This window comes from Sulfitobacter sp. SK012 (assembly GCF_003352085.1).
Lineage (GTDB): Bacteria > Pseudomonadota > Alphaproteobacteria > Rhodobacterales > Rhodobacteraceae > Sulfitobacter.
The window spans coordinates 3,776,527-3,803,508 of record NZ_CP025804.1; the positions used below are offsets into that span (position 1 = coordinate 3,776,527).

At 56.2% G+C, this 26,982-nt stretch carries 22 protein-coding genes; 14 read left to right on the forward strand and 8 right to left on the reverse strand.

The genetic code is table 11. The annotated features are described in order from the left end of the window. Positions 1-25: 25 nt before the first annotated feature. Positions 26-1,000, reverse strand: coding sequence for a phosphate/phosphite/phosphonate ABC transporter substrate-binding protein (phnD, locus tag C1J03_RS18440; protein WP_114887923.1), 975 nt, complete (start codon positions 998-1,000; stop codon positions 26-28). A gap of 322 nt (positions 1,001-1,322) precedes the next feature. Continuing rightward, entirely contained in the window at positions 1,323-3,602 is a 2,280-nt protein-coding gene (locus C1J03_RS18445; RefSeq protein ID WP_114887924.1) for an adenosylcobalamin-dependent ribonucleoside-diphosphate reductase, read from the reverse strand. Between the two features lie 216 nt (positions 3,603-3,818). Here C1J03_RS18445 and C1J03_RS18450 point away from each other — a divergent pair, with 216 nt between their 5' ends. Beyond that, on the forward strand, positions 3,819-4,250 hold the full coding sequence (locus tag C1J03_RS18450) for a DUF1489 family protein (RefSeq protein WP_114887925.1): 432 nt from the start codon (positions 3,819-3,821) through the stop codon (positions 4,248-4,250). 64 nt (positions 4,251-4,314) lie between these two features. On the opposite strand, the gene hisG is transcribed toward C1J03_RS18450, so the two are convergent. Genes hisG through hisS form a run of 3 tightly spaced genes read right to left on the reverse strand, consistent with a single transcriptional unit; the run spans position 4,315 to position 7,585 of the window. Further along, positions 4,315-5,013 carry an ATP phosphoribosyltransferase gene (gene hisG, locus C1J03_RS18455; RefSeq protein ID WP_114887926.1) on the reverse strand — a complete coding sequence of 233 codons (699 nt, stop codon included), beginning with the start codon at positions 5,011-5,013 and terminating at the stop codon, positions 4,315-4,317. Continuing rightward, positions 5,010-6,089: an ATP phosphoribosyltransferase regulatory subunit gene (locus C1J03_RS18460; RefSeq protein ID WP_114887927.1), complete on the reverse strand. Its 1,080-nt coding sequence runs from the start codon at positions 6,087-6,089 to the stop codon at positions 5,010-5,012. Before C1J03_RS18460 ends, hisG begins: the two co-directional genes overlap by 4 nt. Continuing rightward, the gene (gene hisS, locus C1J03_RS18465) at positions 6,089-7,585 is read right to left on the reverse strand and encodes a histidine--tRNA ligase (RefSeq protein ID WP_114887928.1); all 1,497 of its coding nucleotides are present in this window, start codon (positions 7,583-7,585) and stop codon (positions 6,089-6,091) included. The genes C1J03_RS18460 and hisS overlap by 1 nt, the downstream gene beginning before the upstream one ends. Positions 7,586-7,709: 124 nt before the next feature. Here hisS and C1J03_RS18470 point away from each other — a divergent pair, with 124 nt between their 5' ends. Continuing rightward, on the forward strand, positions 7,710-7,904 hold the full coding sequence (locus C1J03_RS18470; protein ID WP_114889078.1) for a SlyX family protein: 195 nt from the start codon (positions 7,710-7,712) through the stop codon (positions 7,902-7,904). Between the two features lie 4 nt (positions 7,905-7,908). Here C1J03_RS18470 and C1J03_RS18475 read toward each other — a convergent pair whose 3' ends face one another. Both C1J03_RS18475 and dnaE read right to left on the reverse strand, forming a co-directional pair. Beyond that, on the reverse strand, positions 7,909-8,730 hold the full coding sequence (locus C1J03_RS18475; RefSeq protein WP_114887929.1) for a hypothetical protein: 822 nt from the start codon (positions 8,728-8,730) through the stop codon (positions 7,909-7,911). Between the two features lie 71 nt (positions 8,731-8,801). Continuing rightward, entirely contained in the window at positions 8,802-12,311 is a 3,510-nt protein-coding gene (dnaE, locus tag C1J03_RS18480) for a DNA polymerase III subunit alpha (RefSeq protein WP_114887930.1), read from the reverse strand. 315 nt (positions 12,312-12,626) lie between these two features. On the opposite strand from dnaE, the gene xdhA reads away from it, so the two are divergent. The 8 genes from xdhA (at position 12,627) to C1J03_RS18520 (ending at position 22,214) form a co-directional block, all read left to right on the forward strand. Continuing rightward, a complete protein-coding gene (gene xdhA / locus C1J03_RS18485) occupies positions 12,627-14,000 on the forward strand; it encodes a xanthine dehydrogenase small subunit (RefSeq protein WP_114887931.1) in 1,374 nt (457 codons plus the stop codon). Next, on the forward strand, positions 13,997-16,360 hold the full coding sequence (gene xdhB / locus C1J03_RS18490; protein ID WP_114887932.1) for a xanthine dehydrogenase molybdopterin binding subunit: 2,364 nt from the start codon (positions 13,997-13,999) through the stop codon (positions 16,358-16,360). The genes xdhA and xdhB overlap by 4 nt, the downstream gene beginning before the upstream one ends. Then, on the forward strand, positions 16,357-17,157 hold the full coding sequence (xdhC, locus tag C1J03_RS18495; protein ID WP_114887933.1) for a xanthine dehydrogenase accessory protein XdhC: 801 nt from the start codon (positions 16,357-16,359) through the stop codon (positions 17,155-17,157). Before xdhB ends, xdhC begins: the two co-directional genes overlap by 4 nt. Further along, positions 17,150-18,670, forward strand: coding sequence for an ABC transporter ATP-binding protein (locus C1J03_RS18500; protein WP_114887934.1), 1,521 nt, complete (start codon positions 17,150-17,152; stop codon positions 18,668-18,670). Before xdhC ends, C1J03_RS18500 begins: the two co-directional genes overlap by 8 nt. Before the next feature lie 99 nt (positions 18,671-18,769). Beyond that, on the forward strand, positions 18,770-19,855 hold the full coding sequence (locus C1J03_RS18505; RefSeq protein WP_114887935.1) for an ABC transporter permease: 1,086 nt from the start codon (positions 18,770-18,772) through the stop codon (positions 19,853-19,855). Further along, positions 19,852-20,163, forward strand: a complete 312-nt coding sequence (locus C1J03_RS18510; protein WP_162798589.1) for a hypothetical protein — start codon at positions 19,852-19,854, stop codon at positions 20,161-20,163. The genes C1J03_RS18505 and C1J03_RS18510 overlap by 4 nt, the downstream gene beginning before the upstream one ends. Then, positions 20,164-21,084, forward strand: coding sequence for an ABC transporter permease (locus tag C1J03_RS18515; RefSeq protein WP_114887937.1), 921 nt, complete (start codon positions 20,164-20,166; stop codon positions 21,082-21,084). A 50-nt stretch (positions 21,085-21,134) separates the two neighbouring features. After that, the gene (locus tag C1J03_RS18520; RefSeq protein ID WP_114887938.1) at positions 21,135-22,214 is read left to right on the forward strand and encodes a BMP family ABC transporter substrate-binding protein; all 1,080 of its coding nucleotides are present in this window, start codon (positions 21,135-21,137) and stop codon (positions 22,212-22,214) included. Between the two features lie 291 nt (positions 22,215-22,505). Here C1J03_RS18520 and C1J03_RS18525 read toward each other — a convergent pair whose 3' ends face one another. Next, positions 22,506-22,934 (reverse strand): hypothetical protein, encoded by a 429-nt coding sequence (locus C1J03_RS18525; protein WP_114887939.1) that lies wholly within the window; start codon positions 22,932-22,934, stop codon positions 22,506-22,508. A 573-nt stretch (positions 22,935-23,507) separates the two neighbouring features. On the opposite strand from C1J03_RS18525, the gene C1J03_RS18535 reads away from it, so the two are divergent. From C1J03_RS18535 to C1J03_RS18550, 4 genes are read left to right on the forward strand one after another with little or no spacing between them, the layout of a single operon-like run. Continuing rightward, a complete protein-coding gene (locus tag C1J03_RS18535) occupies positions 23,508-24,449 on the forward strand; it encodes an aldo/keto reductase (protein WP_114887941.1) in 942 nt (313 codons plus the stop codon). After that, on the forward strand, positions 24,446-25,525 hold the full coding sequence (locus C1J03_RS18540; RefSeq protein WP_114887942.1) for an NAD(P)/FAD-dependent oxidoreductase: 1,080 nt from the start codon (positions 24,446-24,448) through the stop codon (positions 25,523-25,525). Before C1J03_RS18535 ends, C1J03_RS18540 begins: the two co-directional genes overlap by 4 nt. Further along, positions 25,522-26,172 (forward strand): DUF938 domain-containing protein, encoded by a 651-nt coding sequence (locus tag C1J03_RS18545; RefSeq protein WP_114887943.1) that lies wholly within the window; start codon positions 25,522-25,524, stop codon positions 26,170-26,172. The genes C1J03_RS18540 and C1J03_RS18545 overlap by 4 nt, the downstream gene beginning before the upstream one ends. Continuing rightward, a complete protein-coding gene (locus tag C1J03_RS18550) occupies positions 26,172-26,957 on the forward strand; it encodes a glycoside hydrolase family 25 protein (protein ID WP_114887944.1) in 786 nt (261 codons plus the stop codon). The genes C1J03_RS18545 and C1J03_RS18550 overlap by 1 nt, the downstream gene beginning before the upstream one ends. Positions 26,958-26,982 lie beyond the last annotated feature (25 nt).

The window sequence follows — 26,982 nt, forward strand, 5'->3', positions numbered from 1 at the left end:
ACCGTTTGGCCCGCCCGATCAGAAGTTACTCGCAGGCGTAGCTTACGCCATTTGCGGTATCAATCTTGCGGATCACTTCCCAGAAGACCTCGTAGGTCATCGGCAGGAACTGGCCTTCGTTCGATTTCTCGAATTCTGCCTGTAGCGACGTGCCCTCCCACTCAAAGCTGAAGAACGCATTACGAATGTTGTCCTTCAGTTCAGGTGTGAGATTATGCGCGGTACCAAATCCAGTCGTCGGGAAGGTCTGCGATTTGTAGATCACCTTGACGTCGTCGGCCTTGATGACATCACGGCTGATCATTCTTGCCTTGACCGAGTTGGCGATTGAAGCCGCCATATAGTCTTTGTTGGCAACGCCGAGGATCGAATTGTCGTGTTTGCCTGAATAGACCGGTTCGAAGTCCCGCTCTGGCAGCATGTCGAAATCACCCTTCAGGATTGCCGATGGGGCTTTGAAGCCTGAGTTCGACGTGGGCGATGTAAAGGCAAGTTGCTTGCCCTTAATGTCTTCGACCTTATCAATCCCGGACCCTGGATAGGTGATGATTTCCATCTCGTAGCCGAAATTGCCGTCCTTGGACGCCATAATCGTGAACGGATTAAAACCAGCACAGTTCACAGCCAGCGGGTTAGAGCCGGTGTTAAAGCCAGCGATATGCAACCGTCCTGAGCGCATTGCTTCGATTTGGGCCGCGTTATTCTGTACCGGAAAGAAGACAACCGATTTGCCGGTCTCTTTTTCCAGGTGGGTCAGAAAATCGGACCAAGCCTCTTTGTAGACAGCTGGATCTTCTACCGGTGTATAGGCAAAAATCAGTGTGTCCGGATCCACCTGATCGGCGGGATCTGTGGGTGTATCGGCGACCAAATCGCCGTCGACATCGCAAAAGCGTTTGTCGAGATCACCACGTGGACAATCCTGTGCCGCCGCGGGGCCAGCAAAAGAAAATGCCAGTGCGACTGCTGCACCAGACAAAAGAGCGTTCATAAGTTTCATGTAAATTCCTCCCTGATCAATAGGCTACGCGGTATCTTGGGAGATGAGCAAAGATTCTTTCACATTCCTATGTAGGAAACCGTTTTGCCGGTATGTTCATTTTTCATTCTGGGGAAAGTGACAAATAGGGAAAACCCAGCCTACCTGTAGGCCGTCTGTGTTTCACGCAGCAGTTCAGGCCTGCTCCAGCGGCACGTCTAAGCTCCACTAATGCTTAGACGTGCCGATCAATGAAAACGCAGCATTGCAGTGTCCCCACACGAGATTCTCTATTGCCGTAACCAAAGCGCAGCCACCCAGCGCAAGGTGAATCAGAGCAATCTTACCCGCATTTACTGTAGCCGCAGCTGCCGCATGTCATGCAACCCTCGACCATACGCAATTCAAACTGACCGCAGCTTGAACATGCCTTGCCGCGTGGGGCGTCAAGGCCAACGACTTTGGCCTGCGGGTCGGACTTAAGTCCCATACCTTCGCCGGCGATAAACCCTGTCGCGATCATATGTTGTTCGATCACGCCGCCGATCGCTGCAAGAATTGAGGGGATGTATTTCCCTGCCATCCACGCGCCACCACGTGGGTCGAACACGGCTTTGAGTTCTTCTACAACAAACGACACATCACCGCCGCGCCGGAACACTGCTGAAATCATGCGCGTAAGAGCAACCGTCCAAGCAAAATGCTCCATATTTTTAGAGTTGATGAACACTTCGAACGGACGGCGGCGGCCCCCAATCACGATGTCATTGATCGTAATATAAATCGCATGCTCACTGTCAGGCCATTTGACTTTATAGGTGTTGCCTTCAAGCTCGCTGGGACGATCGAGCGGTTCAGACATATAGATCACGTCGCCATGGGGCATCGCAGGCTCTTCGCCGTTGGTGCTGACAACTTCTGGGGCTTCATCGGATACGGTCAGAACCGAACCGGTCACGTCATTGGGACGGTAGGTCGTACAGCCTTTGCACCCGGTATCCCATGCCTCCATGTAGACATCTTTGAACGCGTCAAAGCTGATGTCCTCGGGGCAGTTGATGGTCTTGGAAATGCTCGAGTCGACCCATTTTTGTGCAGCTGCCTGCATTTTGACGTGCTCCAGCGGGGCCAGCGTCTGAGCGTTAACGAAGTAGTCCGGCAATGGTGTATCGCCCTTAAGCTCACGCCACAGTTGGACAGCGTAATCGACGACTTCTTCTTCAGTCCGAGTGCCATCTTTCTGCAGAACTTTGCGTTTGTAAGCATAAGCAAAAACCGGCTCGATGCCCGAGCTGACGTTCCCAGCATAAAGGCTGATCGTGCCGGTCGGCGCAATTGAGGTCAGCAGCGCGTTACGAATGCCGTGTTCACGGATCGCATCGCGCACATCTTCATCCATCTGCAGCATTGTGCCAGAGGCCAAAAATGCCTCAGCATCAAACAACGGAAAAGCACCCTTTTCTTTGGCCAGATCGACGCTCGCCAGATAGGCCGCGCGGGCGATGGCCTTGAGCCATGCCTCGGTTTGTGCTGCCGCTTCGTCAGAGCCGTAGCGTAGCCCGACCATAAGCAGAGCATCCGCCAGCCCAGTCACACCAAGCCCGATCCGGCGCTTCGCCTTTGCTTCACGCTCCTGCTCCGGAAGCGGGAACTTGGAGACATCCACGACGTTGTCCATCATCCGCACGGCAGTAGCGACCAATTCGCTCAGCGCGTCTTGATCAAGGGCCGCGGCATCTTCAAACGGATCGCTAACAAGGCGCGCCATGTTGATTGAGCCTAAGAGACATGCACCATAAGGCGGCAATGGCTGCTCGCCACAGGGGTTCGTCGCAGCAATCGTTTCGCAATAGCTAAGATTGTTAGCCGCGTTGATCCGGTCGATGAAAATCACACCAGGCTCGGCAAACTCATAAGTGGCCTTCATGATCCGGTTCCACAGATCACGGGCCTGAACAGTCCTGTAGACCGTCTCGTTAAATTTCAGATCCCAAGGCCCATCCGCCTTGACCGCATCCATGAAGGGGTCGGTAATCAGCACGGACATGTTGAACATCCGAAGCCGCGCAGCGTCAGATTTGGCGGCAATGAAATCCTCTACATCAGGGTGATCACAACGCATCGTTGCCATCATTGCGCCCCGGCGTGAGCCTGCGGACATGATCGTGCGGCACATCGCGTCCCACACATCCATAAAGCTCAACGGGCCAGAAGCATCCGCCGACACGCCCAGTACATCCGCGCCCTTGGGACGGATGGTCGAGAAATCATACCCAATTCCGCCGCCCTGCTGCATGGTCAATGCCGCTTCTTTGAGCATGTCGAAAATACCGCCCATGCTGTCAGGAACGGTCCCCATAACAAAGCAGTTAAACAGCGTCACACGGCGTGCAGTTCCTGCTCCCGCCGTGATGCGTCCCGCAGGCAAATATTTGAAATCTTCAAGCGCTTCGTAGAACTTTTTTTCCCAGCTGCTTTTGTCGTTTTCGACCTGTGCCAGATCATTCGCGATGCGCTGCCAAGTATCCTCGACGCTTATGTCTTTTGGCGTGCCATCCGCTGCTTTGAAGCGGTACTTCATATCCCAGATCTGTTCGGCAATAGGGGCGGAAAAACGGGACATAGGTGGCGCTTTCTATACTTGAAAATAGGCAGGTTGGCCCTGCATTATACGGTGTCTGTTAGGATTCTGAAACGGCCTTGTGATGGCCCGAAGCAGGTGTTGTGGCGATCTATATGTGGTATGAGCCGGCCGCGTCAACACTATATAGCGGGCGAAATTCAGAAAAACACACACTGTTTCTCTTGCACCACTGCCGTTATTCTGCGATGTAGGAGGATGGCTAAAACTGTCAACCTTATAAAGCTCTCAGTCGGCTCTGAAAACGTCGAAGATATGATTGAATGGCAATCAAACAAACGCGCACAAGCACCCGATGGACTGCCCCGTCACGTCACACGGATGTGGCCAAAGCGTGGGGACGAAATCATCAATGGCGGTTCGATTTACTGGGTCGTAAAGGGTGTAATACAGTGCCGACAGCGGGTTGAGCGACTGGATGAATATTTCGGCACAGACGGGATTCGCCGCTGCGCCATCGTTCTAAACCCCGACCTGATCCGTACCCAAGGAAGCCTGAAACGCCCCTTCCAAGGATGGCGTTATCTTGCCACGGCAGATGCTCCGCCCGATCTGCCAAAAGGGCGCGAAAATGAAGATGTCCTGCCAATAGAGCTTAACCGTGCATTGGCTGAAATCGGGGTCCTGTAACAGCACCCTGATTTGCATTTTGCAAATCTCAATAAAGGCGTCGCGCTTCAGCGTGCCCTTTGGATTATGCCCCTGCGTCTAGGCGCTTCATCAAGCTCTCAAGCGTATTTAATTGCGCATCATCTAGCTCAGCTACTCGGCTGCGCCAAAGCGTCGCTTGGCTGCGCAGCATCAACCCGTCACTTAAAATTTTCAAATGGTTCGCACGCAGCGTCTCGCCGCTTGAGGTGATGTCAGCAATCGCCTCTGCCGTCTCATTTGCGACGGTGCCTTCGGTCGCGCCTTGGCTGTCGACCAACGAATAGTCCGCGACGCCTCCCTGGCGCATGAATTCCCGAACCAAACGGTGGTATTTCGTCGCGATCCGTAAGCGGTGCCCATGTCGCGCTCGAAAGGCAGCTGCAACCGCATCAAGATCATCAAGGGTATCGACATCCACCCAAGCCATGGGCACTGCCAAAATCAGATCCGCATGACCGAAATTCAACTCTTCGACCGGCTCCACCATCTGCTCCCACAGGGGCAGTTTTTCATGGATCAAGTCAGTACCGGTGACACCCAAATGCAGATGGCCTGTAGCAAGCTCACGCGGGATTTCGCCTGCCGAAAGCAGCACCAGCGATACACCGCCAATACCGTCAACTGCGCCGGCGTATTCACGGTCAGATCCGCTGCGGCGCAAGGTGATGCCACGCGCACCAAACCAGTCAAACGTCTTTTCCATCAGCCGCCCCTTGGACGGCACACCGAGTTTGAGCGTCATGCCACGCCCTCCAGTTCCAGCAAAAGGCCCGGGCGCATTACACCGCCCACAGCGGGGATTTCTACCCCATCGCCCAATCGGCGTGTCAGTGCATCATAGCGCCCGCCGCTGGCCACATTTGGCAAGTCAGCACGATCTTCAGCACGAAATCCAAATACGAAACCGTCGTAATATTCCATCGAAGATCGACCGTAGCTTGCCTCAAATACCAGCGTGCCTACATCGACGTCGCGTGCACGCAGGGCTTCTTGGCGTGCCTCAATCCGGGCCACGGCCGCTGTGATCGTGGGTAAATCGACGGCCAAATCATGCAATCTGCTTAGCGCAGCAGGCATCTGGCCGCGGATATCCAAAAGAGTTTCGATCAGATCTACTTCACGCGCAGAAATCGGAGGTGCGGCGGCGTCTGCCTTGAGGGCAACGACGCGGGCGTCAATCTCGGCACCTGTTCTTTTGCCCGTCAGCGGCGCGTCGCAATTGCCTCCACCTGCCAGCAACTCAGAACGTGCTGCAGCCACCGGGGTGCGCCCTGAAAAACGCTCCAGCAATGCGCGAAACCGACGAGGTCGCCAGATGTGGCGCATAAGCGCTCCCTTGCGGGCCGGCGTTGTATCCAGCCCAGAAACGGCCGCCATCAAAAGCCCGATATCACCTGTCACCGCACGCACGGGAAGACCGCGCAACGCACCCGCGATCAGCGCAAATACTTCGGCATCCGCTGAAGCGGGATCAGCACGTTCAAACACCTCATACCCAACCTGCACATACTCATTGGTGCGGCTAGGGTCGTGTTCTTGTCGGCGAAAAACTTCGCCCGCGTAGGTATAGCGCGCAGGCTCCGCGCCATGGGCCATGTGCATCTGCACAACGGGAACAGTGTAATCAGGCCGCAGCATTTGCTCCCCGCGCAGCGCATCGCTGGTAACGTAGGCGCGCGCGCGAATATCCTCGCCATAAAGATCAAGAAGCGTTTCCGCTGGTTGCAGAATTGGGGGCTCGACCGGGACCGCACCTTGCGCTTCAAAAATAGCGCGCAAGGCCGCGGCCTTGGCATTCGTTTGCGCGCGTGTCGGCATCAGCGGCGGCTCTTGAGGATCGATTGCACTTGGGCAACCAATTCGCCACGCGGCACCTCGATCTGGCTGGGGCGGTCTTTCCACTCTTCATGCGTCGCGTGTTCGGCAATTTCTGCGCCCAAGATCAGGTCTTTGATCTGAACCAAACCATTATCGAACTCATCGCCGCCCGCAATAATCGCGACAGGGCTGTTGCGACGATCTGCGTATTTCAACTGGTTGCCAAAGTTTTTAGGGTTGCCCAAATAAACTTCTGCCCGGATCCCGGCCTGCCGCAGTTCAGCTACCATCGCCTGATACTCGGCCATCCGCGCGCGATCCATCACCGTTACAACCACGGGACCGTCCGATTTCGCATCCAGACGCCCCTTGGCGTGCAATGCGGCCAACAACCGGTCTACACCGATGGAAACACCCGTTGCCGGCACTTCCTGGCCGGTGAAACGCTTAACGAGATCGTCATAGCGCCCGCCCCCCGCAACAGACCCAAACTGCCGCTTGCGTCCTTTGTCATCGAGGATTTCAAAGGTGAGCTCTGCTTCAAAAACAGGACCGGTATAATAGCCAAGTCCGCGCACAACCGAGGGGTCGATCTCGATCCGGTCGGGGCCATACCCGCCTGCCGCAAGCAACCCTTCGATGGTATCAAGCTCTGCCACACCGTCGAGGCCAATTGCGGAGCCAGTCACGAGGGCGCGCAAAGCATCAACCGTTGCGGTTCCAGTCGCACCTTTGGCCTGCATAAAGCCCATGACCACGTCTGCCTGCGTATCAGACAGCCCTGCACCACCAGTGAAATCGCCGCTGTCATCTTTGCGACCTGCGCCAAGCAATGCACGAACACCGTCCGTGCCAAGGCGGTCGAGCTTATCGATCGCACGTAGCACGATGCCGCGCTCCGCTTCTTTGTCGTCCCCAGAAAGCCCTGCGACTTCCATCACACCGCTAAGCACTTTGCGGTTATTCACACGAACAATGTAGTCACCACGCTCGATGCCAACCTCTTCGAGGCAGTCAGCCAGCATTGCGCAAATCTCGGCGTCAGCGGCCACACTGGAGGCACCGACAGTATCCGCATCGCATTGATAAAACTGACGAAACCGCCCCGGACCCGGCTTTTCATTTCGCCAGACAGGACCCATGGCATAGCGGCGGTAGGGCGTCGGCAAGTCATTGCGGTGCTGCGCGTAGACGCGGGCTAACGGTGCCGTCAGGTCGTAACGCAACGCGAGCCAATCGCCGGGTTTGTCAGCCTCTGCATCTTCTTGCCAGGCAAAAACACCTTCGTTTGGGCGGTCAACATCGGGCAGGAACTTGCCCAAAGCTTCGACCGTCTCAACACCGGCACTTTCCAACGCATCAAAGCCATAGCGGCTGTAGACGCTGGCAATCTTAGCAAGCATATCAGCGCGCTGCGTGACTTCTGCGCCAAAATAATCACGGAAACCCTTGGGCGTTTCGGCCTTGGGGCGGGGGGTCTTTTTGGGCTTGGCCATGGGGCACCTCGGGGCTGCGCAGACGCGGGTAATTTCGACCTGCGTCTACCGGATGGTCTGCGACGGGGCAAGCCGCGCGACCGACCCATTGCCAAAGACGGCCCAAGCGCCTAATTCCAACGACATGGAACAGCTTGAAGAACAGATTGCGCACATGACGCGGACGGTCGATGACCTGTCGGATATTGTGGCCCGCCAAGAGCTTGAGATTACAGCGCTAACCCGCCGTGTTGAGATGCTGATGCGCCGCGAAGGTCAGCGTGAGGCTTCCGGTGCCGGCGGTATCGTCGTTGGTGACGAACGGCCACCCCACTACTAAGCGGTCATTTAATGGCGACGGCCAAGGTTCTGCCGCTATGCACAAGAAATTCTGACCAGCGGGCATTGTCGCCATAGAACTCGTAAGCGCTGACAAAGACTGTCGTTTTATCGAGACTTGAGACTCTCTTACCGCAGGGCTTGTTTTTTCTGGACCCGCAGACGCGGCGTTTTAAGCCGTCATAAGCCACATCTGTCGCAGCGTGAGGCAGGTTTTTACCCGCCGGGCTGAAACGCAGCTGTTCATACAGCGAAGGCGACCCAAAGAGTGCCGTTGCAGCGGTGAACTGCCGCGGGCATCCGTCAGTGTACCCGGTGATGTAGAAAGTGCGTTTTGCAATAATATTCGGGGCGGAATCGTATAGTTTCAGCCCCCTTTTGCTCAACACATCAACCTTTGAGCCAAGAGGTTTTCCTTTGGCTTCACATACGCGCGCGATGCTACCAAAGGGCAGAACAGTGCCAAAGGCGACGTCTTGGGCATCTGGCCCAGTGGCCGCGGGTGGCGCAGAAATCGGGGCCAAAGCTGCGGTCTGCTGCGTTGGAGGCGTGGCGTTTTCCGCCGCATCATTTGCAGAGCTTATCAGGCGGCTGAAGAAACCGCCGCCGGTTGAGGCAGCTGGCGATGCCGCGATACTCGGTGCATCCCCTTTAGCAGCATCGGTTCCAAAGAAGCCTTCGCGCTCAAGTTCAGCGGCGTCAGGCAATGCCGCAACGACAGGATCGGTGTCAGCCACATCAACGTCAGACAGACGTGGCACCCCGGCAAGTGGATCACTGCATCCTGCAAGGACAGCCGCGATAGCGAAGCCCTGAAATATCCGCACAACATTCCCCCCTAAGAAAACGAGATCCGTGATAGCGCACAGCAACGTCTTCGTCCAGCGGGGGCTATGGGTCAGATTTCCTCAACCTCCAGCACACCACCAAGTGAACGAATAGCGCCCTTGATCTGCGGTGTGACGGGGTACTGCACGCAAAGGTCCACTTCGACTTCGCCCGGCAAGCTAGGATCCATCAAACACAGCTGCACTGGACCAAGCGCGGATTTGACCGCTGATTGCGCCCCAGCCAACACGTCGGCAACCGCACCAATCGCACTGGGCGTTTCAATAAAGATGCGCAACCCCATGCCGCCTGCATCTTCTACTGCGGTATCAATCGGGACAACGGAGCGACCCAGCAGCTTAAGTTGATCTGCCTCTAGCGTGGCCTCGACGGAAATCACAACTTTGGCCCCTGTTTCCAAATGTTCGCGGCATTTTTCCAACGTGTCAGAAAACAGCGTGACCTCAAAAGCGCCTGTGGTGTCAGACAGTTGCGCAAAGGCAAACCGGTTGCCGCGTGCTGATTTGCGTTCTTGCCGTCCGGCGACAACACCAGCCAGTTTAGCAACCAAAGGACCGTTCAGAGCCTTTTCTGCCAACTCGTCAAGCGTGATCACGCCCTTGCGTTTGAGTGGCCCCATGTAGTCATCAAGCGGGTGCCCCGAGAGATAAAAACCGACGGCCTTGAACTCTTCTGTCAGGCGTTCAGCGGCCAACCAATCGTCCCCAGGCATCATGCGCGGTTCGGGCAGATCATCGCCCGCTTCGCCAAAAAGCGAGACCTGATTGGAGGCTTTTTGCTCGTGGATCGCGGCGGAATAACCGACCAGCGCATCAAGTGCGTCAAAGACCCGGCGACGGTTGGGATCAAGCTGATCGAACGCACCCGAACGCGCCAACATTTCGAGCGGACGTTTGCCGACGCGCTTAAGGTCAACCCGTCGCGCAAGATCAAACAACGTGGCAAACGGGCGGTCAACACCTTCCAGCTTGCGGCCTTCGGTGATGAGTTTCATCGCCTCAACGCCAACGTTTTTCAACGCGCCCAGCGCATAGATCAGCGCCCCATCAATAACCTTGAAAGTCGCATCGGATCTGTTGACGCAAGGCGGCACCCAAGGCAGTTCAAGCCGCTTTCGAACCTCTTCGAAATAGACCCCAAGCTTGTCCGTGAGGTGAAGATCGCAGTTCATCACACCGGACATAAACTCGACAGGGTGGTTCGCCTTCAGCCAGGCCGTTTGGTAGCTGACGACCGCATAGGCGGCCGCGTGGGATTTGTTGAAACCGTAGTTGGCGAATTTTTCCAGAAGGTCGAAAACTTCTGCCGCTTTTTTCTTTTCAACACCATTTTCCATGGCGCCTTTTTCGAACTTTGGACGTTCCTTCGCCATCTCTTCGGCGATCTTCTTACCCATGGCACGGCGCAACAGGTCAGCCCCACCAAGCGAATAACCCGCCATAACTTGCGCGATCTGCATAACTTGTTCTTGGTAGACGATAATCCCCTGAGTTTCCTCAAGAATATCATCGATCAGCGGATGGATAGACTCGCGCTCTTTTAGCCCATTCTTGACCTCGCAATAGGTCGGAATGTTCTCCATTGGGCCAGGTCGGTATAGCGCCACAAGCGCCACGATGTCTTCGATGCAGGTAGGTTTCATGCGCTTGAGCGCATCCATCATGCCCGAGCTTTCAACCTGAAACACTGCCACCGTCTTGGCACCAGCATAAAGCTTGTAAGACGCCTCATCATCCAAGGGGATCGTCGCAATATCGTCTACCAACCCTTCAGGCGGAACAAACAACTCTGTTCCGTCCGCAGCAAGATGCAAGTGGCGACCACCTGAACGGATTTGGTCAACAGCATTCTGGATCACAGTCAAGGTTTTTAGGCCAAGAAAGTCGAATTTCACCAGTCCAGCCTGCTCCACCCATTTCATGTTGAACTGCGTAGCGGGCATGTCAGAGCGCGGGTCCTGATACAGCGGAACAAGCGCATCCAAAGGCCGGTCGCCAATCACCACGCCCGCGGCGTGGGTCGATGCGTTCCTGAGCAGACCTTCGACTTGTTGGCCGTAGTCAAGCAGCCGCGCGACTACCTCTTCGTTGCGCGCTTCTTCACGCAATCTCGGCTCGTCCGCGAGGGCTTTTTCAATGGAAACCGGCTTGACGCCTTCGACCGGGATCATCTTGGATAGACGGTCGACCTGCCCATACGGCATCTGCAGCACGCGCCCGATATCGCGCACAGCAGCTTTGGACAACAGCGCACCAAAGGTGATGATTTGCCCGACCTTGTCTCGCCCGTATTTTTCTTGAACGTAGCGGATGACCTCTTCGCGCCGGTCCATGCAAAAGTCGATGTCGAAGTCGGGCATGGAGACACGTTCGGGGTTCAGAAAACGCTCAAACAAAAGCTGGTAGCGCAACGGGTCAAGGTCCGTAATCGTCAGCGCATAGGCAACCAGCGATCCCGCACCAGAACCACGACCGGGGCCAACAGGAATGCCCTCATCTTTGGCCCATTTGATAAAATCCGCAACGATCAGAAAGTAGCCGGGAAATCCCATGCCCTCGATGATCCCCAGCTCAAATTCGAGCCGCTTTTCGTATTCCTCAACAGTGTCAGCATGCGGGATCACGGCCAGTCGCGCCTTTAGTCCTTCGATGGATTGGCGGCGCAGCTCTTCGATCTCGTTATCTGCAAACTTAGGTAGGATCGGATCGCGGCGATAGGTCTTAAAAGCGCAGCGCTTGGCGATTTCGACTGTATTTTCAATCGCTTCAGGCAGGTCAGCAAATAGTGTGACCATCTCGGATTGGGTTTTGAAATAGTGCTGCGGCGTCAAGCGACGGCGCGGTTCCTGCTGATCAACATAAGCCCCTTCGGCGATACAAATTAGGGCATCATGGGCCTCATACATCTTTGTATCTGGGAAATAGACATCATTGGTGGCGACCAGAGGCAGGTCCATTGCGTATGCCATTTCGACGAAACCGCGCTCCGTTAGGCGCTCATCTTCGGGCTGGCCGTCATCGCCGGGATGGCGCTGCAGCTCGACATAGAGCCGATCACCAAACATGGCCTTCAGACGGTCCATCAGCTCTTGCGCGGCTGGCAATTGGCCCGCTTGCAAGAGCATCCCAACCGGACCAATCGGCCCCCCTGTCAGGCAAATCACATCACCCGCATAGGTCTGCAACTCGTCCAGCGTCACCTCAGGCAGCGCGCCTCCCTTATCGAGGTAGAGACAGGAATTGAGCTTCATGAGGTGCTCATATCCAACTTCGGTTTGCGCAAGCAGCACCACCGGGGCCGGGTCGCGGGGCCGTTCGCCAGGACGGGATTCAACATACGCCAGATCGACCTGACAGCCGACGATCGGCTGGACGCCTGCGTCTGACATCGCGACTGAAAACTCGAGCGCCGCAAACATGTTGTTTTTATCGGTGAGCGCCATCGCAGGCATGCCCGCCTTTGCGCACATGCCTGGCATTTTCTTGAGCCGCAGAGCACCTTCTAGCAAGGAGTACTCGGAATGGGTGCGCAAATGGATGAACTTAGGATTCTGAGACATGATCCCAGATTAGCCGCCTTCTGCCGCGGCTTCTATCGGAAACACCACAAATCGCGCGGCTTCTTTCCATTGGCTAGCGCCTTTTTTTTCGACGCGGGGACATGCAGATCGCGGTCTTGATAAATCCCTCCATACCTGCAGAGATATCCCGCCCGCTCTGCGTGCCCCAATCGCAGCTGGCCAAAACAGCAAGCCCCTTGCCGAATCCTATCTCCTGCGCGTAGCGTGTTGAAACGATAAGCCCGCGACCCGTGTTCTACACCGCATCGAACGCACCGCACAATTGGGCCACATGTAACGCGGCAGGCGAACTCCATGGACATCACGTTTCTTCTGAACGGAGAGAGTGTGTCACTTCACGACATATCCCCCACGACAACGGTGCTCGACTGGCTGCGTGAAAGACGCGGGCTTACTGGCACCAAGGAAGCATGCCGTGAAGGCGACTGCGGAGCGTGCACCGTGATGATTTCGGACGAAGCAGGCAACCGCGCGCTCAATGGCTGCATCCTGTTTATGCCGCAAGTCCACGGCAAGCATATCACCACCGTCGAAGGATTGGCCGAGGCTGATGGCACCTTGCATCCCGCCCAGACCGCGATGATCGACCACCACGGCAGCCAATGTGGGTTTTGCACGCCCGGTTTTGTGGTTTCGATGGCCACGGCGCAGCTTAACGGAAATGACGATCACGACACACAGCTTGCTGGCAACCTTTGCCGCTGCACTGGCTACGCCCCCATCATTCGCGCCGCCGAAGAGTTAGCCCAAGCACCCGTTCCTCCACATCTGGCTTCGCTGCCTCAAAACTTGCCTGTGGTGGAAGGTGCAGCGGCACCTACCCACCCAGAAAGTGGCGATGCGCTGGCCGAGTGGTATGCTGCAAATCCCGATGCGACGCTGATCGCTGGGGCCACCGATGTTGGCCTTTGGGTGACCAAGCAGTTCCGCGATCTGGGGTCTGTGGCTTTTCTCAACCGGTGTTCTGACCTGAGCGGCATCAAGGACGAAGGCGATCATTGGCACATCGGGGCCACCACGACGATCACTGATCTTGAGCAGCATTTTGCGCCGCATTTTCCTAGCCTTGCAGCGATGCTTCGCCGCTATGGGTCTGTGCAAGTGCGCAATGCCGCGACCATCGGCGGCAACATCGCCAATGGCTCGCCTATTGGGGATGGAGCCCCTGCGCTGATTGCGATGAATGCCACGCTACATCTGCGCCACGGGAATACCCGGCGCAGTATGCCGCTTGAGGATTTCTTTATTACTTATGGTAAACAGGACCGTGCCAAAGGCGAATTTGTCGAGGCTGTTAGCGTACCAAAACAGCCCGACACCTTGCGGTGCTACAAGCTTTCAAAACGCTTCGACCAAGATATATCTGCTGTCTGCGCTTGCCTGAACATAACCCGCGATGGCGATAATATTACGCAGGCGCGCCTCGCCTATGGCGGTATGGCCGGCACCCCAAAACGCGCATCTCAAACGGAGGCTGTCCTGACAGGCCAGTCTTTTTCGGAGGAAACGTTTCGAGCGGCGATGCAGGCCCTAGCTGAAGATTTCCAGCCCCTCGATGATATGCGCGCCTCTGCCGAATACCGTCTCAAGTCAGCGCAAAACCTGTTGCTGAGGTATTATCTGGAGGCAACGGGTACCCAAACCGACCTGCATCTGGTGATGTCATGAGCGTCGCAAAGCCCCTGCCCCACGACGCCGCCCGCCTTCATGTGACGGGTACCGCGCGTTATGTTGACGACATCCCTCTCCCAGCGGATACGTTGCATATTGCCTTTGGCCTCAGCACAATCGCTGCGGGCACGCTCGACGCGGTGGATTTATCGGCTGTGAATTCCGCCCCCGGTGTCGTCGCGGTTCTTACCGCCGACGATCTGCCTCACGCGAATGATGTATCACCTTCCAACCATGACGAGCCGCTGCTTGCCATGGGTCAAGTTCATTATGTCGGGCAGCCAATATTTATGGTCATTGCCACATCTCATCTTGCGGCACGGGCAGCCGCACGGTTGGGTGAATTTGCATTCACACCGGCAACAGCCCTTCTCAGCATCGAAGATTCGTTGGCTGCAAACAGCCGTTTTGAGGACGGTCCCCGCATCTATACTAAAGGTGATCCGGACGCTGCGTTTCAAACAGCACCGCAGAACTTGACCGGATCGATAATTGTTGGCGGTCAGGAACACTTTTATCTCGAAGGGCAAGCATCCCTCGCGTTGCCCCAAGAAGGTGGCGACATGGTTGTGCACAGTTCAACCCAGCACCCGACCGAAATCCAGCACAAGGTTGCCGAGGCACTGGGGACCCCAATGCACAGTGTCCGCGTCGAGATACGGCGCATGGGCGGCGGATTTGGCGGCAAAGAAAGCCAGGGCAATGCTTTGGCAGTCGCGTGCGCCATTGCTGCGGCACGCACGGGCAAGCCCTGCAAAATGCGCTATGACCGCGACGACGATATGATCATCACCGGCAAACGGCATGATTTTCGCATCGACTACACCGTCGGGTTTGACTCCGATGGACGCATCCAGGCGCTTGATTTTAAACAATATGTCCGCTGCGGTTGGGCGATGGACCTTAGCCTCCCAGTTGCTGACCGCGCCATGCTACATGCTGACAACGCTTATCATCTTAGCGATGTCCGGATCACCTCGCACCGTCTCAAGACGAATACGCAATCAGCAACCGCATTTCGTGGCTTTGGCGGACCTCAAGGGGTTGTCGGAATTGAGCGCGTCATGGATCATATAGCGCAGCATCTGCAACGCGACCCGCATGAGGTCCGGCGCGCTAATTACTACGCTGATAGCGCCCAAGAACCCTCATCTGGCACTTTGCAAGACACGCAGAGTGCAACAAATGCTGCTTCTCGCGATGCGCCGACTGCCAAGGCGGCCACCGTTCAGACCACCCCCTATCACCAGCCCGTCACCGACTGCGTTATCAACGCGCTGACTGATCGTCTGGCGTCTTCTTCTGACTACGTCGCGCGCCGAGCGGCCATTGCGGCATGGAACGCAGAGCACCCCGTGCTGAAACGCGGAATTGCATTGAGCCCGGTAAAATTCGGCATTTCCTTTACGCTCACCCATCTTAATCAGGCAGGCGCATTGGTGCATGTTTACCAAGATGGCTCGATCCACCTGAACCACGGCGGAACGGAGATGGGTCAGGGTCTGTTTCAGAAAATCGCGCAGGTTGCTGCCGCACGGTTTGGCGTCTCAACCGATCTCGTGAAAATCACGGCAACAGACACAGGCAAAGTGCCCAACACATCTGCAACCGCCGCGTCCTCAGGCACCGACCTGAATGGCATGGCCGTTCAAGCAGCATGTGACACCATACGCACACGTATGTCCGAGCATCTCGCTGAACTGCATCAAACCACACCGGAGGCCGTGCATTTTGAAGACGGCATGGTGTCGATAGACGAAACCAAGATCACCTTCGCTCAGGCCGCGGCCTCGGCTTATGTAAACCGGGTCAGTTTATCGGCCACTGGTTTTTACAAAACCCCAGATATCGAATGGGACCGGATCAAAGGGCGTGGCCGGCCTTTCTTTTACTTTTCCTATGGTGCGGCGGTGACCGAAACTGTGATCGACACCCTCACGGGCGAGAACCGCATTTTACGGGCTGACATTCTGCATGACGCTGGCGCTTCGCTGAACCCAGCGCTTGATATTGGCCAAATTGAAGGTGGCTATGTTCAGGGCGCTGGTTGGCTGACCACAGAAGAACTGGTTTGGGACGCAAAGGGCGTGCTGAAAACCCATGCGCCTGCGACCTATAAAATCCCGTCCTGCTCTGATCGCCCGGATGTGTTTAACGTGGCGCTTTGGGATCAACCAAACCCTGCGCAGACGATTTACCGTTCCAAAGCCGTGGGAGAGCCACCTCTTATGCTTGGCATTTCTGCTTATCTGGCGCTGGCCGATGCGGTGGCCGCCTGTGGTCCGAATTTCGGCGACCTGCAAACACCCGCGACTGCCGAAGCGGTGCTGAACGCGGTCGAGCGGGCACGCGGATGAGCCACATCTGTATAGAAATCACAGCAACACGCGGATCGGCCCCCCGTGACGCTGGCACCGCGATGATTGTGCGCGCCGATCGGATTGTCGGAACAATTGGTGGCGGGGCGCTGGAATACCGCGCCATCACGACAGCGCGAAAAATGCTGAACGACAATCAATCAGAAGCGCACGAGACAATCCCTCTGGGCCCCGACTTGGGACAATGCTGCGGCGGGGCCGTCAGCTTGCGCTATTCACGCGATGGTGCCGGACCAAATGGCGATCCGAGCCTCGCTATTGATCTGTCGATCCTGCCGGAAACACCCCTAGGGCCCTTGTGGATTTGGGGTGCAGGTCATGTGGGCCGCGCGATGGTAAACCAAATTGCGCCGTTGGATGCTTTTGCAATCACGTGGGTCGACGCGACCCCAGATCGGTTTCCCGCCAACGTGCCGGCGCACATAGACATCGTTCCTACCCTCGACATGCCGCGCCTAGCCGCACACGCCCCGACCGAGGCGCATCATCTGATCCTTACCTATTCGCATGATATTGACCTAAAACTATGTGCTGCTTTGCTGGAACGTGGTTTTGCTTCTTGCGGGCTGATTGGGTCAGCAACGAAGTGGGCGCGCTTTTCCAGTCGGCTCAAAGCGCTTGGACTGGAACCTGCACAGATCACCTGCCCTATCGGCGATCCATCCTTGGGCAAACACCCAGCGCAGATCGCGCATGGCACTGCTCTCACTCTCTTGAAAGACACGCGCCAACGTGGCGATACTGGACAAAATCCGGGGACCAAATGCCATGACTGACAGCACACTTCTTGATCTGACCGGCCTGACCAAAGCCTATCCGGGCGTCGTTGCGAATGACGAAGTGTCCTTACGGATTGCACCCGGCGAAGTGCATGCACTCTTGGGTGAAAACGGTGCGGGAAAATCGACTTTGGTCAAGATGATCTATGGTCTGGTCAAGCCTGATGCGGGTCAAATGTTGATGCACGGGGATGTTTACGCCCCATCTGAACCTCGCGCGGCGCGCTCTGCCGGGGTCGGCATGGTGTTCCAACATTTTTCACTTTTTGACGCACTGAGCGTGGCCGAGAACATTGCCCTTGGCATGGAGAACGCCCCAAAACTGAGGGCTCTGTCGGCCCGAATTCGTGAAGTATCAGAGACCTATGGGCTGCCCCTATCGCCTGATCGGGTTGTCGGTGATCTATCTGCCGGCGAACGCCAAAGGGTCGAAATTATTCGCTGCCTTCTGCAAGATCCGAAGCTGTTGATCATGGATGAGCCAACAAGTGTCCTGACACCGCAAGAGGTTGAAATCCTATTCAAAACCTTGCGAAAGCTGAGCGCCGAGGGCACAGCCATTTTGTACATCTCACACAAGCTCGAAGAAATCCGCAGCCTATGTGACAGCGCCACGATCTTGCGATTAGGTAAAGTCGTGGGCCATTGCACCCCTCGTGAAACCACGGCCCGGGACATGGCCGAGATGATGGTGGGCACGGTCCTTCAGACCCCTACCCGGGCAGGCAAAACGCCTGGTGACGTGGTGCTCGCGCTCAAAGCGCTATCTGCCAAATCGCCAAGCGCTTTTGGTATGCCCCTTCGAGAGATCAATGTTGAGTTGCGCGCAGGCGAAGTGCTGGGCATCGGCGGAGTTGCTGGCAACGGACAAGACGAATTGCTGAGCGCGTTGTCAGGCGAGGTGCTCAGCGCCCGTGGGATGATCCATTTTCGTGACCAAGATATCGGTGTCCTGGGCCCTACTGTTCGGCGCGCACTCGGCATACTCACCGCACCCGAAGAGCGTCTCGGCCATGCCGCCGCACCGGATATGTCGCTGACAGAAAACGCGATGTTGACGGGCGCTGTGCGCGAAGGCTTGGAAACAGCTGGATTTTTGAATTGGCCTGCCGCCACAAAGTTCGCTGAAAAAATCATTAAGGAATTTGACGTACGCACGCCGAGCCCACGATCTGCCGCGCGATCTTTGTCTGGGGGTAACCTGCAGAAGTTCGTGATTGGGCGCGAAGTATTACAGCGGCCAGAAGTGCTCGTTGTCAATCAACCCACTTGGGGGGTCGATGCATCTGCCGCCGCCTCAATTAGGCAAGCGCTGCTTGATTTGGCTGAGAATGGCACGGCGATCATCGTGATTAGTCAAGATCTGGACGAGCTGATGGAGATTTCGGATCGGTTTGCAGCGCTCAACGAAGGGCGGCTGTCTGAACCTCGGCCCGCCATGGGGCTGACCGTCGACGAGATCGGCCTTATGATGGGCGGCGCGCACGGCATGGAGGTGGCTCATGTTTGAAACGCTTATGCCGACATGTCGCGGATCTATCTTTGAGTTAGACAGACTAGACCCCCAAAAAACTTCAATCAATTTAAAAACTAAAGTCAGGACCGGCGTATGATCCGATTAGAAAAACGCCCAGAGCCAAGCCGCGCGTTTTCATTGGCGACACCGCTACTTGCTGTAATCGCAACGATGTTCTTTGGCGGACTGCTGTTTTTGGCTTTGGGCAAGGACCCGATCGCTTCGATCTTAACGATCTTCTGGGAGCCGCTGTTTGGGGATTTTGCCTTTTACTATCGGCCACAATTGCTGATCAAGGGTGCGCCGCTGGTATTAATCGCCATTGGTCTAAGTTTGGGTTTTAAAGCCGGGATTTGGAACATCGGAGCCGAAGGGCAATACATCATGGGCGCGCTGTTTGGCGCAGGTATGGGGCTTGCGTTTTATCCCGGTGAAGGCTGGTATATCTTTCCGCTGATGGTTCTCGCGGGTGCCTTTGGCGGATGGCTATGGGCGATGATCCCGGCAATTCTTAAGGTGAAATTTGGAACCAACGAGATTTTGGTCTCGCTCATGTTGGTCTATGTCGCAGAGCAGTTCCTCGCCTCAATGTCCTTGGGCTTGATGAAAAATCCCGAAGGCTTTGGATTTCCGGGCAGTCGAAATCTCCAGCAATACGCACCTGCGCATAACGCCGAATTAATTGCAGGGTCCGGTATGCACTGGGGTGTGGTTGCGGCCTTGATTGCGGTGATTTTCGCCTATGTTTTGCTGGCACGGCACCGGTTGGGTTTTGCCATTAGGGTGACCGGAGAAGCGCCCCGTGCCGCGAAGTTCTCAGGTGTTAATCCTGCGCGATTGATTTTGTTCTGCCTCGGAATGTCGGGATTGCTAGCCGGGCTGGCAGGCATGTTCGAAGTGTCGGGGCCTGCGGGTCAGGTGACGATTGATTTCAACGTAGGCTATGGCTTTACGGCGATCATCGTCGCGTTTTTGGGCAGGTTGCACCCGGTTGGAATTTTGTTGGCAGGCGGTCTGATGGCGCTGACATACATCGGCGGTGACATCGCGCAATCCAAACTCGGGTTGCCTGCAGCGGCCATTCAAGTGTTTCAGGGCATGCTGCTTTTCTTCCTGCTGGCGCTTGATCTCTTCACCAATTACCGGCTGCGGTTTGGCCGGACGGAGGCATCCATATGAGACATTTGGAAATACGACCTCTCATGATGGGGGCGCTGATGGGCCTCATGATGCTGGGAATGGTCCATTTGATGCTCCAAGGGAACAGTGAACTCGCAGGGACGGCACTGGCTGTATTTGTCGCGGTGCATATTGCCATTCTGCTCAGCGCCCTTTGCCTTGGCGTCTGGGCAACCCGGCATATGCCACGGCTAGCCTCGATGCTCGCACGGCTGCATCGGCCATCTATCCGGCATTTTGCGCAAATGCTCGGAGCTGCCGCGTTTGTTGCTTTCGTCATTCATCTTAGCCTTCACGGAGGGCTCTAAATGGACCTGTCAGCGATCAATCCAGTTCTTTTTGTTGCAGGTTTTCTGGTGGCCGCGACGCCCCTGATATTTGCTGCCGTAGGCGAGCTTGTCGTGGAACGCACGGGCGTTCTGAACCTTGGCGTCGAAGGTATGATGATCATGGGCGCGATCTGCGGCTTTGCAACCGCGGTTGAGACGGGCTCACCGCTGTTGGGGTTTGTCGCAGCAGCCGTTGGTGGGGCTACGATCAGCCTTCTGTTTGTGTTTCTCACGCAAGTGATGCTGGCCAATCAGGTCGCCTCTGGGCTGGCGCTAACGCTCTTTGGTCTCGGGTTTTCTGCCCTGATGGGTCAAAGCTATGTTGGGGTAAAACCGCCGCGTCTGGGGGATGTCGACTTCGGGCCCCTGAGTGATATTCCTGTGATTGGGCCGATCCTGTTGACCCATGACATCATCCTCTATCTGGGTCTGGCGCTGGTCGCCGCGGTCTGGGCCACATTGAAGTTCACGCGCATTGGCCTCGTTTTACGCGCGGTCGGCGAAAACCACGACGCAGCGCATGCGCTTGGCTACAAGGTCGTGCGTATCCGTACCGCTGCGATCATGTTTGGCGGAGCCTGCGCGGGCTTGGGCGGGGCTTACATCAGTTTGATCCGTGTTCCGCAATGGACCGAAGGCATGACCGCCGGCGTTGGTTGGATCGCGCTCGCGCTGGTTGTATTCGCATCATGGAAGCCTTGGCGCGTGCTGGCGGGTGCCTATCTTTTTGGCGGAATTACTCAATTGCAGCTTAATCTACAGGGCGCCGGCGTTGCCATTCCTGTCGAATATCTGGCAATGTCACCGTATGTGATCACCATCGTTGTGCTGGTGATCTTGTCTGCAGACAAAAGTGCCGCGCCCGGTTCGCTGGGGCGGACATTCCATGCCTCATCTTGAGGCCAATCACCATGCCCCGCAAATGGGGTTTTACACCTGGGAGACGTTTCATGAAATTCACCAAACTGATGACTGGTGCCGCAATGGCAATGGCATTGGCAACCGGCGCACTGGCCGATGGCCACGCCAAGACCAAGCTCGGCTTTGTCTATGTCGGCCCTGTCGGTGACGGCGGCTGGACCTACGAGCATAACAAAGGTCGCCTCGCGGTCGAAGCAGAATTTGGCGACGCGGTTGAAACCGTGTTTGTCGAAAACGTGGCCGAGGGTCCTGACAGCGAACGCGTCATGACCCAGATGGCACTAGACGGCGCTGACATGATCTTCACCACATCGTTTGGCTATATGGACCCGACAATCAACGTCGCGGCCAAATTCCCGAATGTGAAATTCGAGCACGCGACTGGCTACAAGCGTGCCGACAACGTATCGACCTATTCTGCACGGTTCTATGAAGGCCGCGCGATTCAGGGCCACATTGCCGGCAAGATGACAAAATCCAATACCGTCGGCTATATCGGATCCTACCCGATCCCCGAAGTGATCCGTGGCATCAACTCGGCGTTTCTTCATGCCAGAAAAGCCAACCCAGATGTACAGTTCAAGATCGTTTGGGCCTACACATGGTTTGATCCTGCCAAAGAAGCCGATGCAGCCAAAGTACTCATCGAGCAAGGCGCAGATGTGATCTTGCAGCACACCGATTCCACTGCGCCTCAGGCGGCTGCACAGGAAGCGGGCAATGTGATCACCTTCGGTCAAGCCTCCGACATGGCGCAATATGCACCGCTGCCGCGTGTGTCTTCGATCATTGATGACTGGGCCCCCTACTACATCGCACGCACCAAGGCCGTTATGGATGGCACTTGGGAAAGCACAGACACATGGGACGGCATTGGCGCCGGCATGGTCGGCATCGGCGAGATTTCCGATGCGGTACCAGCTGACGTTAAAGCAGAAGCGCTGGCGTTGAAGGCGTCTATCGCTGACGGCTCCTATATGCCTTTCACCGGTCCGATCAAAAAGCAGGACGGCTCTGATTGGTTGGCTGACGGCGAAACAGCAGATGACGGCACCTTGGCCGGCATGAACTTCTACGTCGAAGGCATCGAAGGCGACATCCCACAATAACGGGAGTCACTTTTTGAAAAGTAAAAAGGCCCCGTATGATGCGGGGCCTTTTTATTAGGGTTAACCGCGGCTTTGAGCCCTCATTATCGAATTCTCGCGACGCAGCTAATGCCCGCTTTCGCGTCAGATGCAAAAATGTTCAACAACTGTTTGGGTATGAAGGTGGTTTGTGGCCGCGTCAAAAGATGTTGCTCGGGCCTGTTTCAAAAATGAGCGTTTTAGGAAGGTTCCTGAATGTTGACCTTGCGGGAAAGTAACATTCAAAATGGTAGCCAACACCTTGTGCTGCCTTCAACGAAAACGAGGAATGCGAGGTAACAAGAATGCCAATCCAGCCCCGAAAAGATAAAGAGGCGCAATCACTTCAGGAAACAAAAATGGAAGATCGAGAGCGACACGCAAACCACCGATAATTCCCAATGGATGACCGAACGATAACAACGCCCCGGTCATGGCTCCGACACAAGGGAACGCACCCGCAATCCAGAGTATATCTTTGAGCCAGTGACGCCCCATCCTTGGGAAGACTGCCCAGGCCCAAGCGCCAGCTGCAAATCCAGCTATCCCCGCAACGTACCAAGGGCTCGTCGGATCATGGCCCGGATTTACACCTGCTTCGTAAACAAAGGCGGAAAGACTCGCGCACAGTGCGGCAAAAAATAAACTGATCCGTCGCCTCATTGCAAAGCAGGCCATGTCCATAATGTTCACCACAATCATCGTTTGGTTGCACTAGCGTTTCAATGCAATCAGGCCTAAGCGCAACATGCGTTCGAGTTCCCCTTAAGCAAATTCAAAACCATGTTGCGCAATAGCATGATCCAAATGCCTTCGCACCCGCACAAGCTTTCCAAAAACGACAGTTTGTTGAGCGGTATCATGTAGCTGACATTGATACATTTGAAGTGGACGGCAGCTTTACCCCGCAAAGGGTACAATCACCAAACCCTGAATAATATGTTCAAGGGCAACAGTGAACTTGGCAACACGATGCACGAATGGAACTTGTCGAAAGAACGGAGCTGGCCATCACTTGCGCTCAGAATTTCGATACCCGGTGTGTTGAACGAGATCATCGCCGATGGTTCGGGCGAGCCGACGCGCGGGCTTCTTTTCTTACGGAAACGGGCACGAAAAAATCGAGGCCACCCGTCGCAACTGCGACCCATGACGTGCAAGTAAAGGGTCGTCTTGCCAGTACAAGAAACTCTCAATTCCGCACCTGTGACTTTATTCTAAATCAACACAGCTTTGCCCGTTGCACCACTTTCCGCGTCGTGCCACCAATCATGTATGACACAAAAGCTAACCAGCCTTGATGGCACTCCCGCCAGTCGCCTTGCCTTTGGCTCCATGCAATTTGGTGGGCGTGCCGACGCCGCCGCCTCGCGTGAGATGTTTGAGGCATGTATCGACGCAGGGATCACTCATTTCGATACGGCCCATGTTTATACCGATGGCGCATCTGAGACGTTGCTTGGTGGGATGCTGGGTGCACACCGCGAACGTCTGATCATTGCAACCAAGGCCGCGTATACCGGCGGTGCCTCTGCGCAAAACATCCGCAGCTCGGCTGAGATGTCGCGCCAGCGGATGCAGCTTGAAACCCTTGATGTCCTTTACCTGCACCGTTTTGATCCTGACACCGACATGCATGAAAGTTTTGAGGCATTTGCCGATCTGCGCGCCAAAGGCCATATCCGCCATATCGGCCTCTCGAATTTTGCGGCTTGGCAGGTGGTCAAAGCCGCGTCGATCGCCGCCAAGTTTGACCAAAGCGTCGCGGTCATCCAGCCAATGTATAACCTCGTCAAACGGCAGGCCGAAGTTGAAATTTTGCCAATGGCACAGGACCTAGGCATCCTTGTCGCCCCCTATTCTCCCTTGGGTGGTGGGCTGTTGACCGGGAAATATACCAGTGGTGGCGGTGCCGGACGGCTCGCCGAAGATGATCGCTATGCCGCACGCTATGGGCAAGATTTTATGCATAGTGCTGCCGCTGGTTTGGCAGAAATTGCCGCTGAATTGAGTGTGCATCCAGCGACATTGGCTGTGGCATGGGCGGCCGCGCATTCAACTACGCCCACACCCATCATCTCTGCGCGCTCCGCCGAACAGTTGGCTCCGTCATTGGCGGCGATGAACTATGCCATGACGCCCGATGTTTACGCTCGAATTTCAGCTCTTTCTCCAACGCCTCCGCCGGCTACAGATCGTCTGGAAGAACAATCATGACCGATATTATCGTCATCGGGGGCGGCATCGCAGGATTATCCGCCGCGGCACGTCTATCAGCAGACGCGAAGGTCACCGTGCTGGAGGCAGAAACAGCGCTTGGATTTCATGCGTCTGGCCGCTCAGCTGCGCTGTTCGAAGAAAACTACGGGCTGGCGAGTACGGTTGCGCTCAATAAAGCAGGCGCTGAATATCACCGAAGCCATGCAGGGGGTTATCTTTCTCCTCGTGGCTTGCTCATCTTGGCAGAAGCCCACGACCGCGCGGGTTTTGATCATGACATGGGCGTCATGGGCGTTCATGAAATCACGACCCAAGAAGCGCTTGCGATGGTGCCTGTGCTCAACAGCGAAAAGGTCGCGTTTGCGGGCTACCATTCCGAGGCCTACGACATTGATACCGACAGGATGATGCAAGATTTCGCGCGCGAGGTGCGCAAGAACGGCGGCCAGGTTCTGACCGGTGCCGCCGTGACAGGCATCCGGCGCGAGAACGGTCATTGGCATGTCGATTGCGGGGCACAAAGCCATAGCGCTCCCCAGCTGGTCAACGCTGCTGGGGCTTGGGCAGATGGCGTGGCCGAGATGGCAGGCGTCGCACCGCTGGGGATTGTGCCGCATCGCCGGTCTATGGCGCGCATACCCGCCCCAGGTGGACATGACACGCGCGATTGGCCAATGTTTTTTGGAATTGGCGAGACTTGGTATGCCAAGCCTGATGCTGGTGCTTTGCTGGTTTCTCCTGCCGAAGAACACGTCACGACGGCCCATGATGCTTATGCCGATGACATGGTCTTGGCCGAAGGTTTGGCGCGCTACGAGGCCTTGGTCACCGAACCAGTGACGCGCCTGCTGGCATCTTGGGCGGGACTGCGCAGTTTTGCACCAGATCGAAATTTAGTGTTGGGACGCGATCCCGATACACCAGAGTTTATCTGGAGTGCTGGGCAAGGTGGGTATGGTTTTCAGACGGCCCCAGCCGCGTCTCAACTGGTGGCGGATTTGGTCATGGGACGTACGCCTGTGTTGACTACAGAAACCGTTTCGGCACTCACGCCGGATAGGCTGCGCGGATGACCCGCCTGCCCCCATCAGCAAGCGTCACGACCCCGCAAGACGGTGCCAAGCTGCACGCGCCATCGGCAGAGCGGAATGCAGGCTTCCTATCAACGCTTTTGCAAGAGGTCGCACCCGTCAAAGGTCGCGCTATGGAGATTGCCAGCGGCACCGGCCAGCACATCGTCCGCTTTGCGCGCACTGTCCCGCAACTGCATTGGCATCCCACCGAAGTCGAGCCAACCCGCGTTGCCAGCATTGATGCTCATGCAGCTGAGGCCGGCCTACAAAACCTCGCCCCCACCCGCCATCTTGATGCAACAACCGCTGGGTGGGGAGCAAAAGACGGTCCTTTCGATCTGATCGTTCTGATCAATTTGTTGCACCTCATTCCCAATCCTGCTGCCACGACGCTGATCAATGAAGTAGCGCAGGCACTTAGCCTGAATGGGCTTTTTGTACTCTACGGTCCTTTCAAACGCGGCGGGACGCTGACATCTGAAGGAGATGCGCGGTTCGATGCCGAGTTGCGCGCCGCCGATCCAACAATCGGATACAAGGATGATGATTGGATTTTATCTCACCTGACCGGTGCAGGGCTAACCGTCGATACACCGCGCGAGATGCCCGCCAATAACCTCGCCTTTTTAGCCAGGAGTCCTCACTGATGCGCCTTGCTCCCATTCTCGCGGCCTTGTCCATCGCCCTTCTTACTGCCTGTGGCAGCGGTGGCCCCGTGGCCCCCGTGGGCGAACCGATTGCACCGCGATTTGCCGATACCAATCCGGTTGACTTTGACGGGCGTGGGCCAGAGCGATATCCGGTCCATGGCATTGATGCCGCACGGTTCCAGACCAGCATTGATTGGGCTGAGGCACGGCGCAAGGGTACGAACTTTGCTTTCATAAAAGCTACTGAGGGTGGCGATCTGCTTGATCCGATGTTCGCCGATCACTGGAGCGGAGCGGGGCGTGCAGGTGTTGCCCGAGGGGCCTATCATTTCTACTATTTCTGCACCTCCCCTGAGGTTCAGGCCCGCTGGTTCATCCGCAATGTGCCCCGGGTAAAAGGCGCATTGCCGCCGGTGCTGGACATGGAGTGGAACCCCTTTTCGCCCACATGCGCCAAAGTGCGCCCCCCCGCAGCCGAGGTACAAGATCAGATGCGTCGGTGGCTTCGCATCGTTGAGGCGCATTATGGTCAACGTCCAATTATCTACACCACACCGAGGTTCTACAGCGAAAATGACCTCGGCCGTATCAGTGGCTATGAATTCTGGCTGCGCAGCACTGCGAAAACCCCCGCCATGGCATTCCCCGGCCAGCGTTGGACATTCTGGCAATACAGCGCCACGGGCTTGGTTCCGGGAGTTGCCGGAGAGGTCGATCTTAACGCCTTCTCTGGCGGTCGTGCGACATGGGAAAGTTGGTATGAGACCCGGAAAGCCAAGTGATCCTTTGCACAAGCCGCGAACCCAC

What these genes read in the sequence shown, in the direction of transcription:
- C1J03_RS18470 (WP_114889078.1), top strand. Translation starts at nt 7,710, where the DNA reads ATGGAACAGCTTGAAGAACAGATTGCGCACATGACGCGGACGGTCGAT.
- hisS (WP_114887928.1), bottom strand. Translation starts at nt 7,585, where the DNA reads ATGGCCAAGCCCAAAAAGACCCCCCGCCCCAAGGCCGAAACGCCCAAG.
- xdhA (WP_114887931.1), top strand. Translation starts at nt 12,627, where the DNA reads ATGGACATCACGTTTCTTCTGAACGGAGAGAGTGTGTCACTTCACGAC.
- C1J03_RS18460 (WP_114887927.1), bottom strand. Translation starts at nt 6,089, where the DNA reads ATGCCGACACGCGCGCAAACGAATGCCAAGGCCGCGGCCTTGCGCGCT.
- C1J03_RS18520 (WP_114887938.1), top strand. Translation starts at nt 21,135, where the DNA reads ATGAAATTCACCAAACTGATGACTGGTGCCGCAATGGCAATGGCATTG.
- phnD (WP_114887923.1), bottom strand. Translation starts at nt 1,000, where the DNA reads ATGAAACTTATGAACGCTCTTTTGTCTGGTGCAGCAGTCGCACTGGCA.
- C1J03_RS18525 (WP_114887939.1), bottom strand. Translation starts at nt 22,934, where the DNA reads ATGATTGTGGTGAACATTATGGACATGGCCTGCTTTGCAATGAGGCGA.
- C1J03_RS18535 (WP_114887941.1), top strand. Translation starts at nt 23,508, where the DNA reads ATGACACAAAAGCTAACCAGCCTTGATGGCACTCCCGCCAGTCGCCTT.
- C1J03_RS18540 (WP_114887942.1), top strand. Translation starts at nt 24,446, where the DNA reads ATGACCGATATTATCGTCATCGGGGGCGGCATCGCAGGATTATCCGCC.
- C1J03_RS18450 (WP_114887925.1), top strand. Translation starts at nt 3,819, where the DNA reads ATGGCTAAAACTGTCAACCTTATAAAGCTCTCAGTCGGCTCTGAAAAC.
- dnaE (WP_114887930.1), bottom strand. Translation starts at nt 12,311, where the DNA reads ATGTCTCAGAATCCTAAGTTCATCCATTTGCGCACCCATTCCGAGTAC.
- C1J03_RS18445 (WP_114887924.1), bottom strand. Translation starts at nt 3,602, where the DNA reads ATGTCCCGTTTTTCCGCCCCTATTGCCGAACAGATCTGGGATATGAAG.
- C1J03_RS18510 (WP_162798589.1), top strand. Translation starts at nt 19,852, where the DNA reads ATGAGACATTTGGAAATACGACCTCTCATGATGGGGGCGCTGATGGGC.
- xdhB (WP_114887932.1), top strand. Translation starts at nt 13,997, where the DNA reads ATGAGCGTCGCAAAGCCCCTGCCCCACGACGCCGCCCGCCTTCATGTG.
- C1J03_RS18550 (WP_114887944.1), top strand. Translation starts at nt 26,172, where the DNA reads ATGCGCCTTGCTCCCATTCTCGCGGCCTTGTCCATCGCCCTTCTTACT.
- C1J03_RS18505 (WP_114887935.1), top strand. Translation starts at nt 18,770, where the DNA reads ATGATCCGATTAGAAAAACGCCCAGAGCCAAGCCGCGCGTTTTCATTG.
- hisG (WP_114887926.1), bottom strand. Translation starts at nt 5,013, where the DNA reads ATGACGCTCAAACTCGGTGTGCCGTCCAAGGGGCGGCTGATGGAAAAG.
- C1J03_RS18545 (WP_114887943.1), top strand. Translation starts at nt 25,522, where the DNA reads ATGACCCGCCTGCCCCCATCAGCAAGCGTCACGACCCCGCAAGACGGT.
- xdhC (WP_114887933.1), top strand. Translation starts at nt 16,357, where the DNA reads ATGAGCCACATCTGTATAGAAATCACAGCAACACGCGGATCGGCCCCC.
- C1J03_RS18500 (WP_114887934.1), top strand. Translation starts at nt 17,150, where the DNA reads ATGACTGACAGCACACTTCTTGATCTGACCGGCCTGACCAAAGCCTAT.
- C1J03_RS18515 (WP_114887937.1), top strand. Translation starts at nt 20,164, where the DNA reads ATGGACCTGTCAGCGATCAATCCAGTTCTTTTTGTTGCAGGTTTTCTG.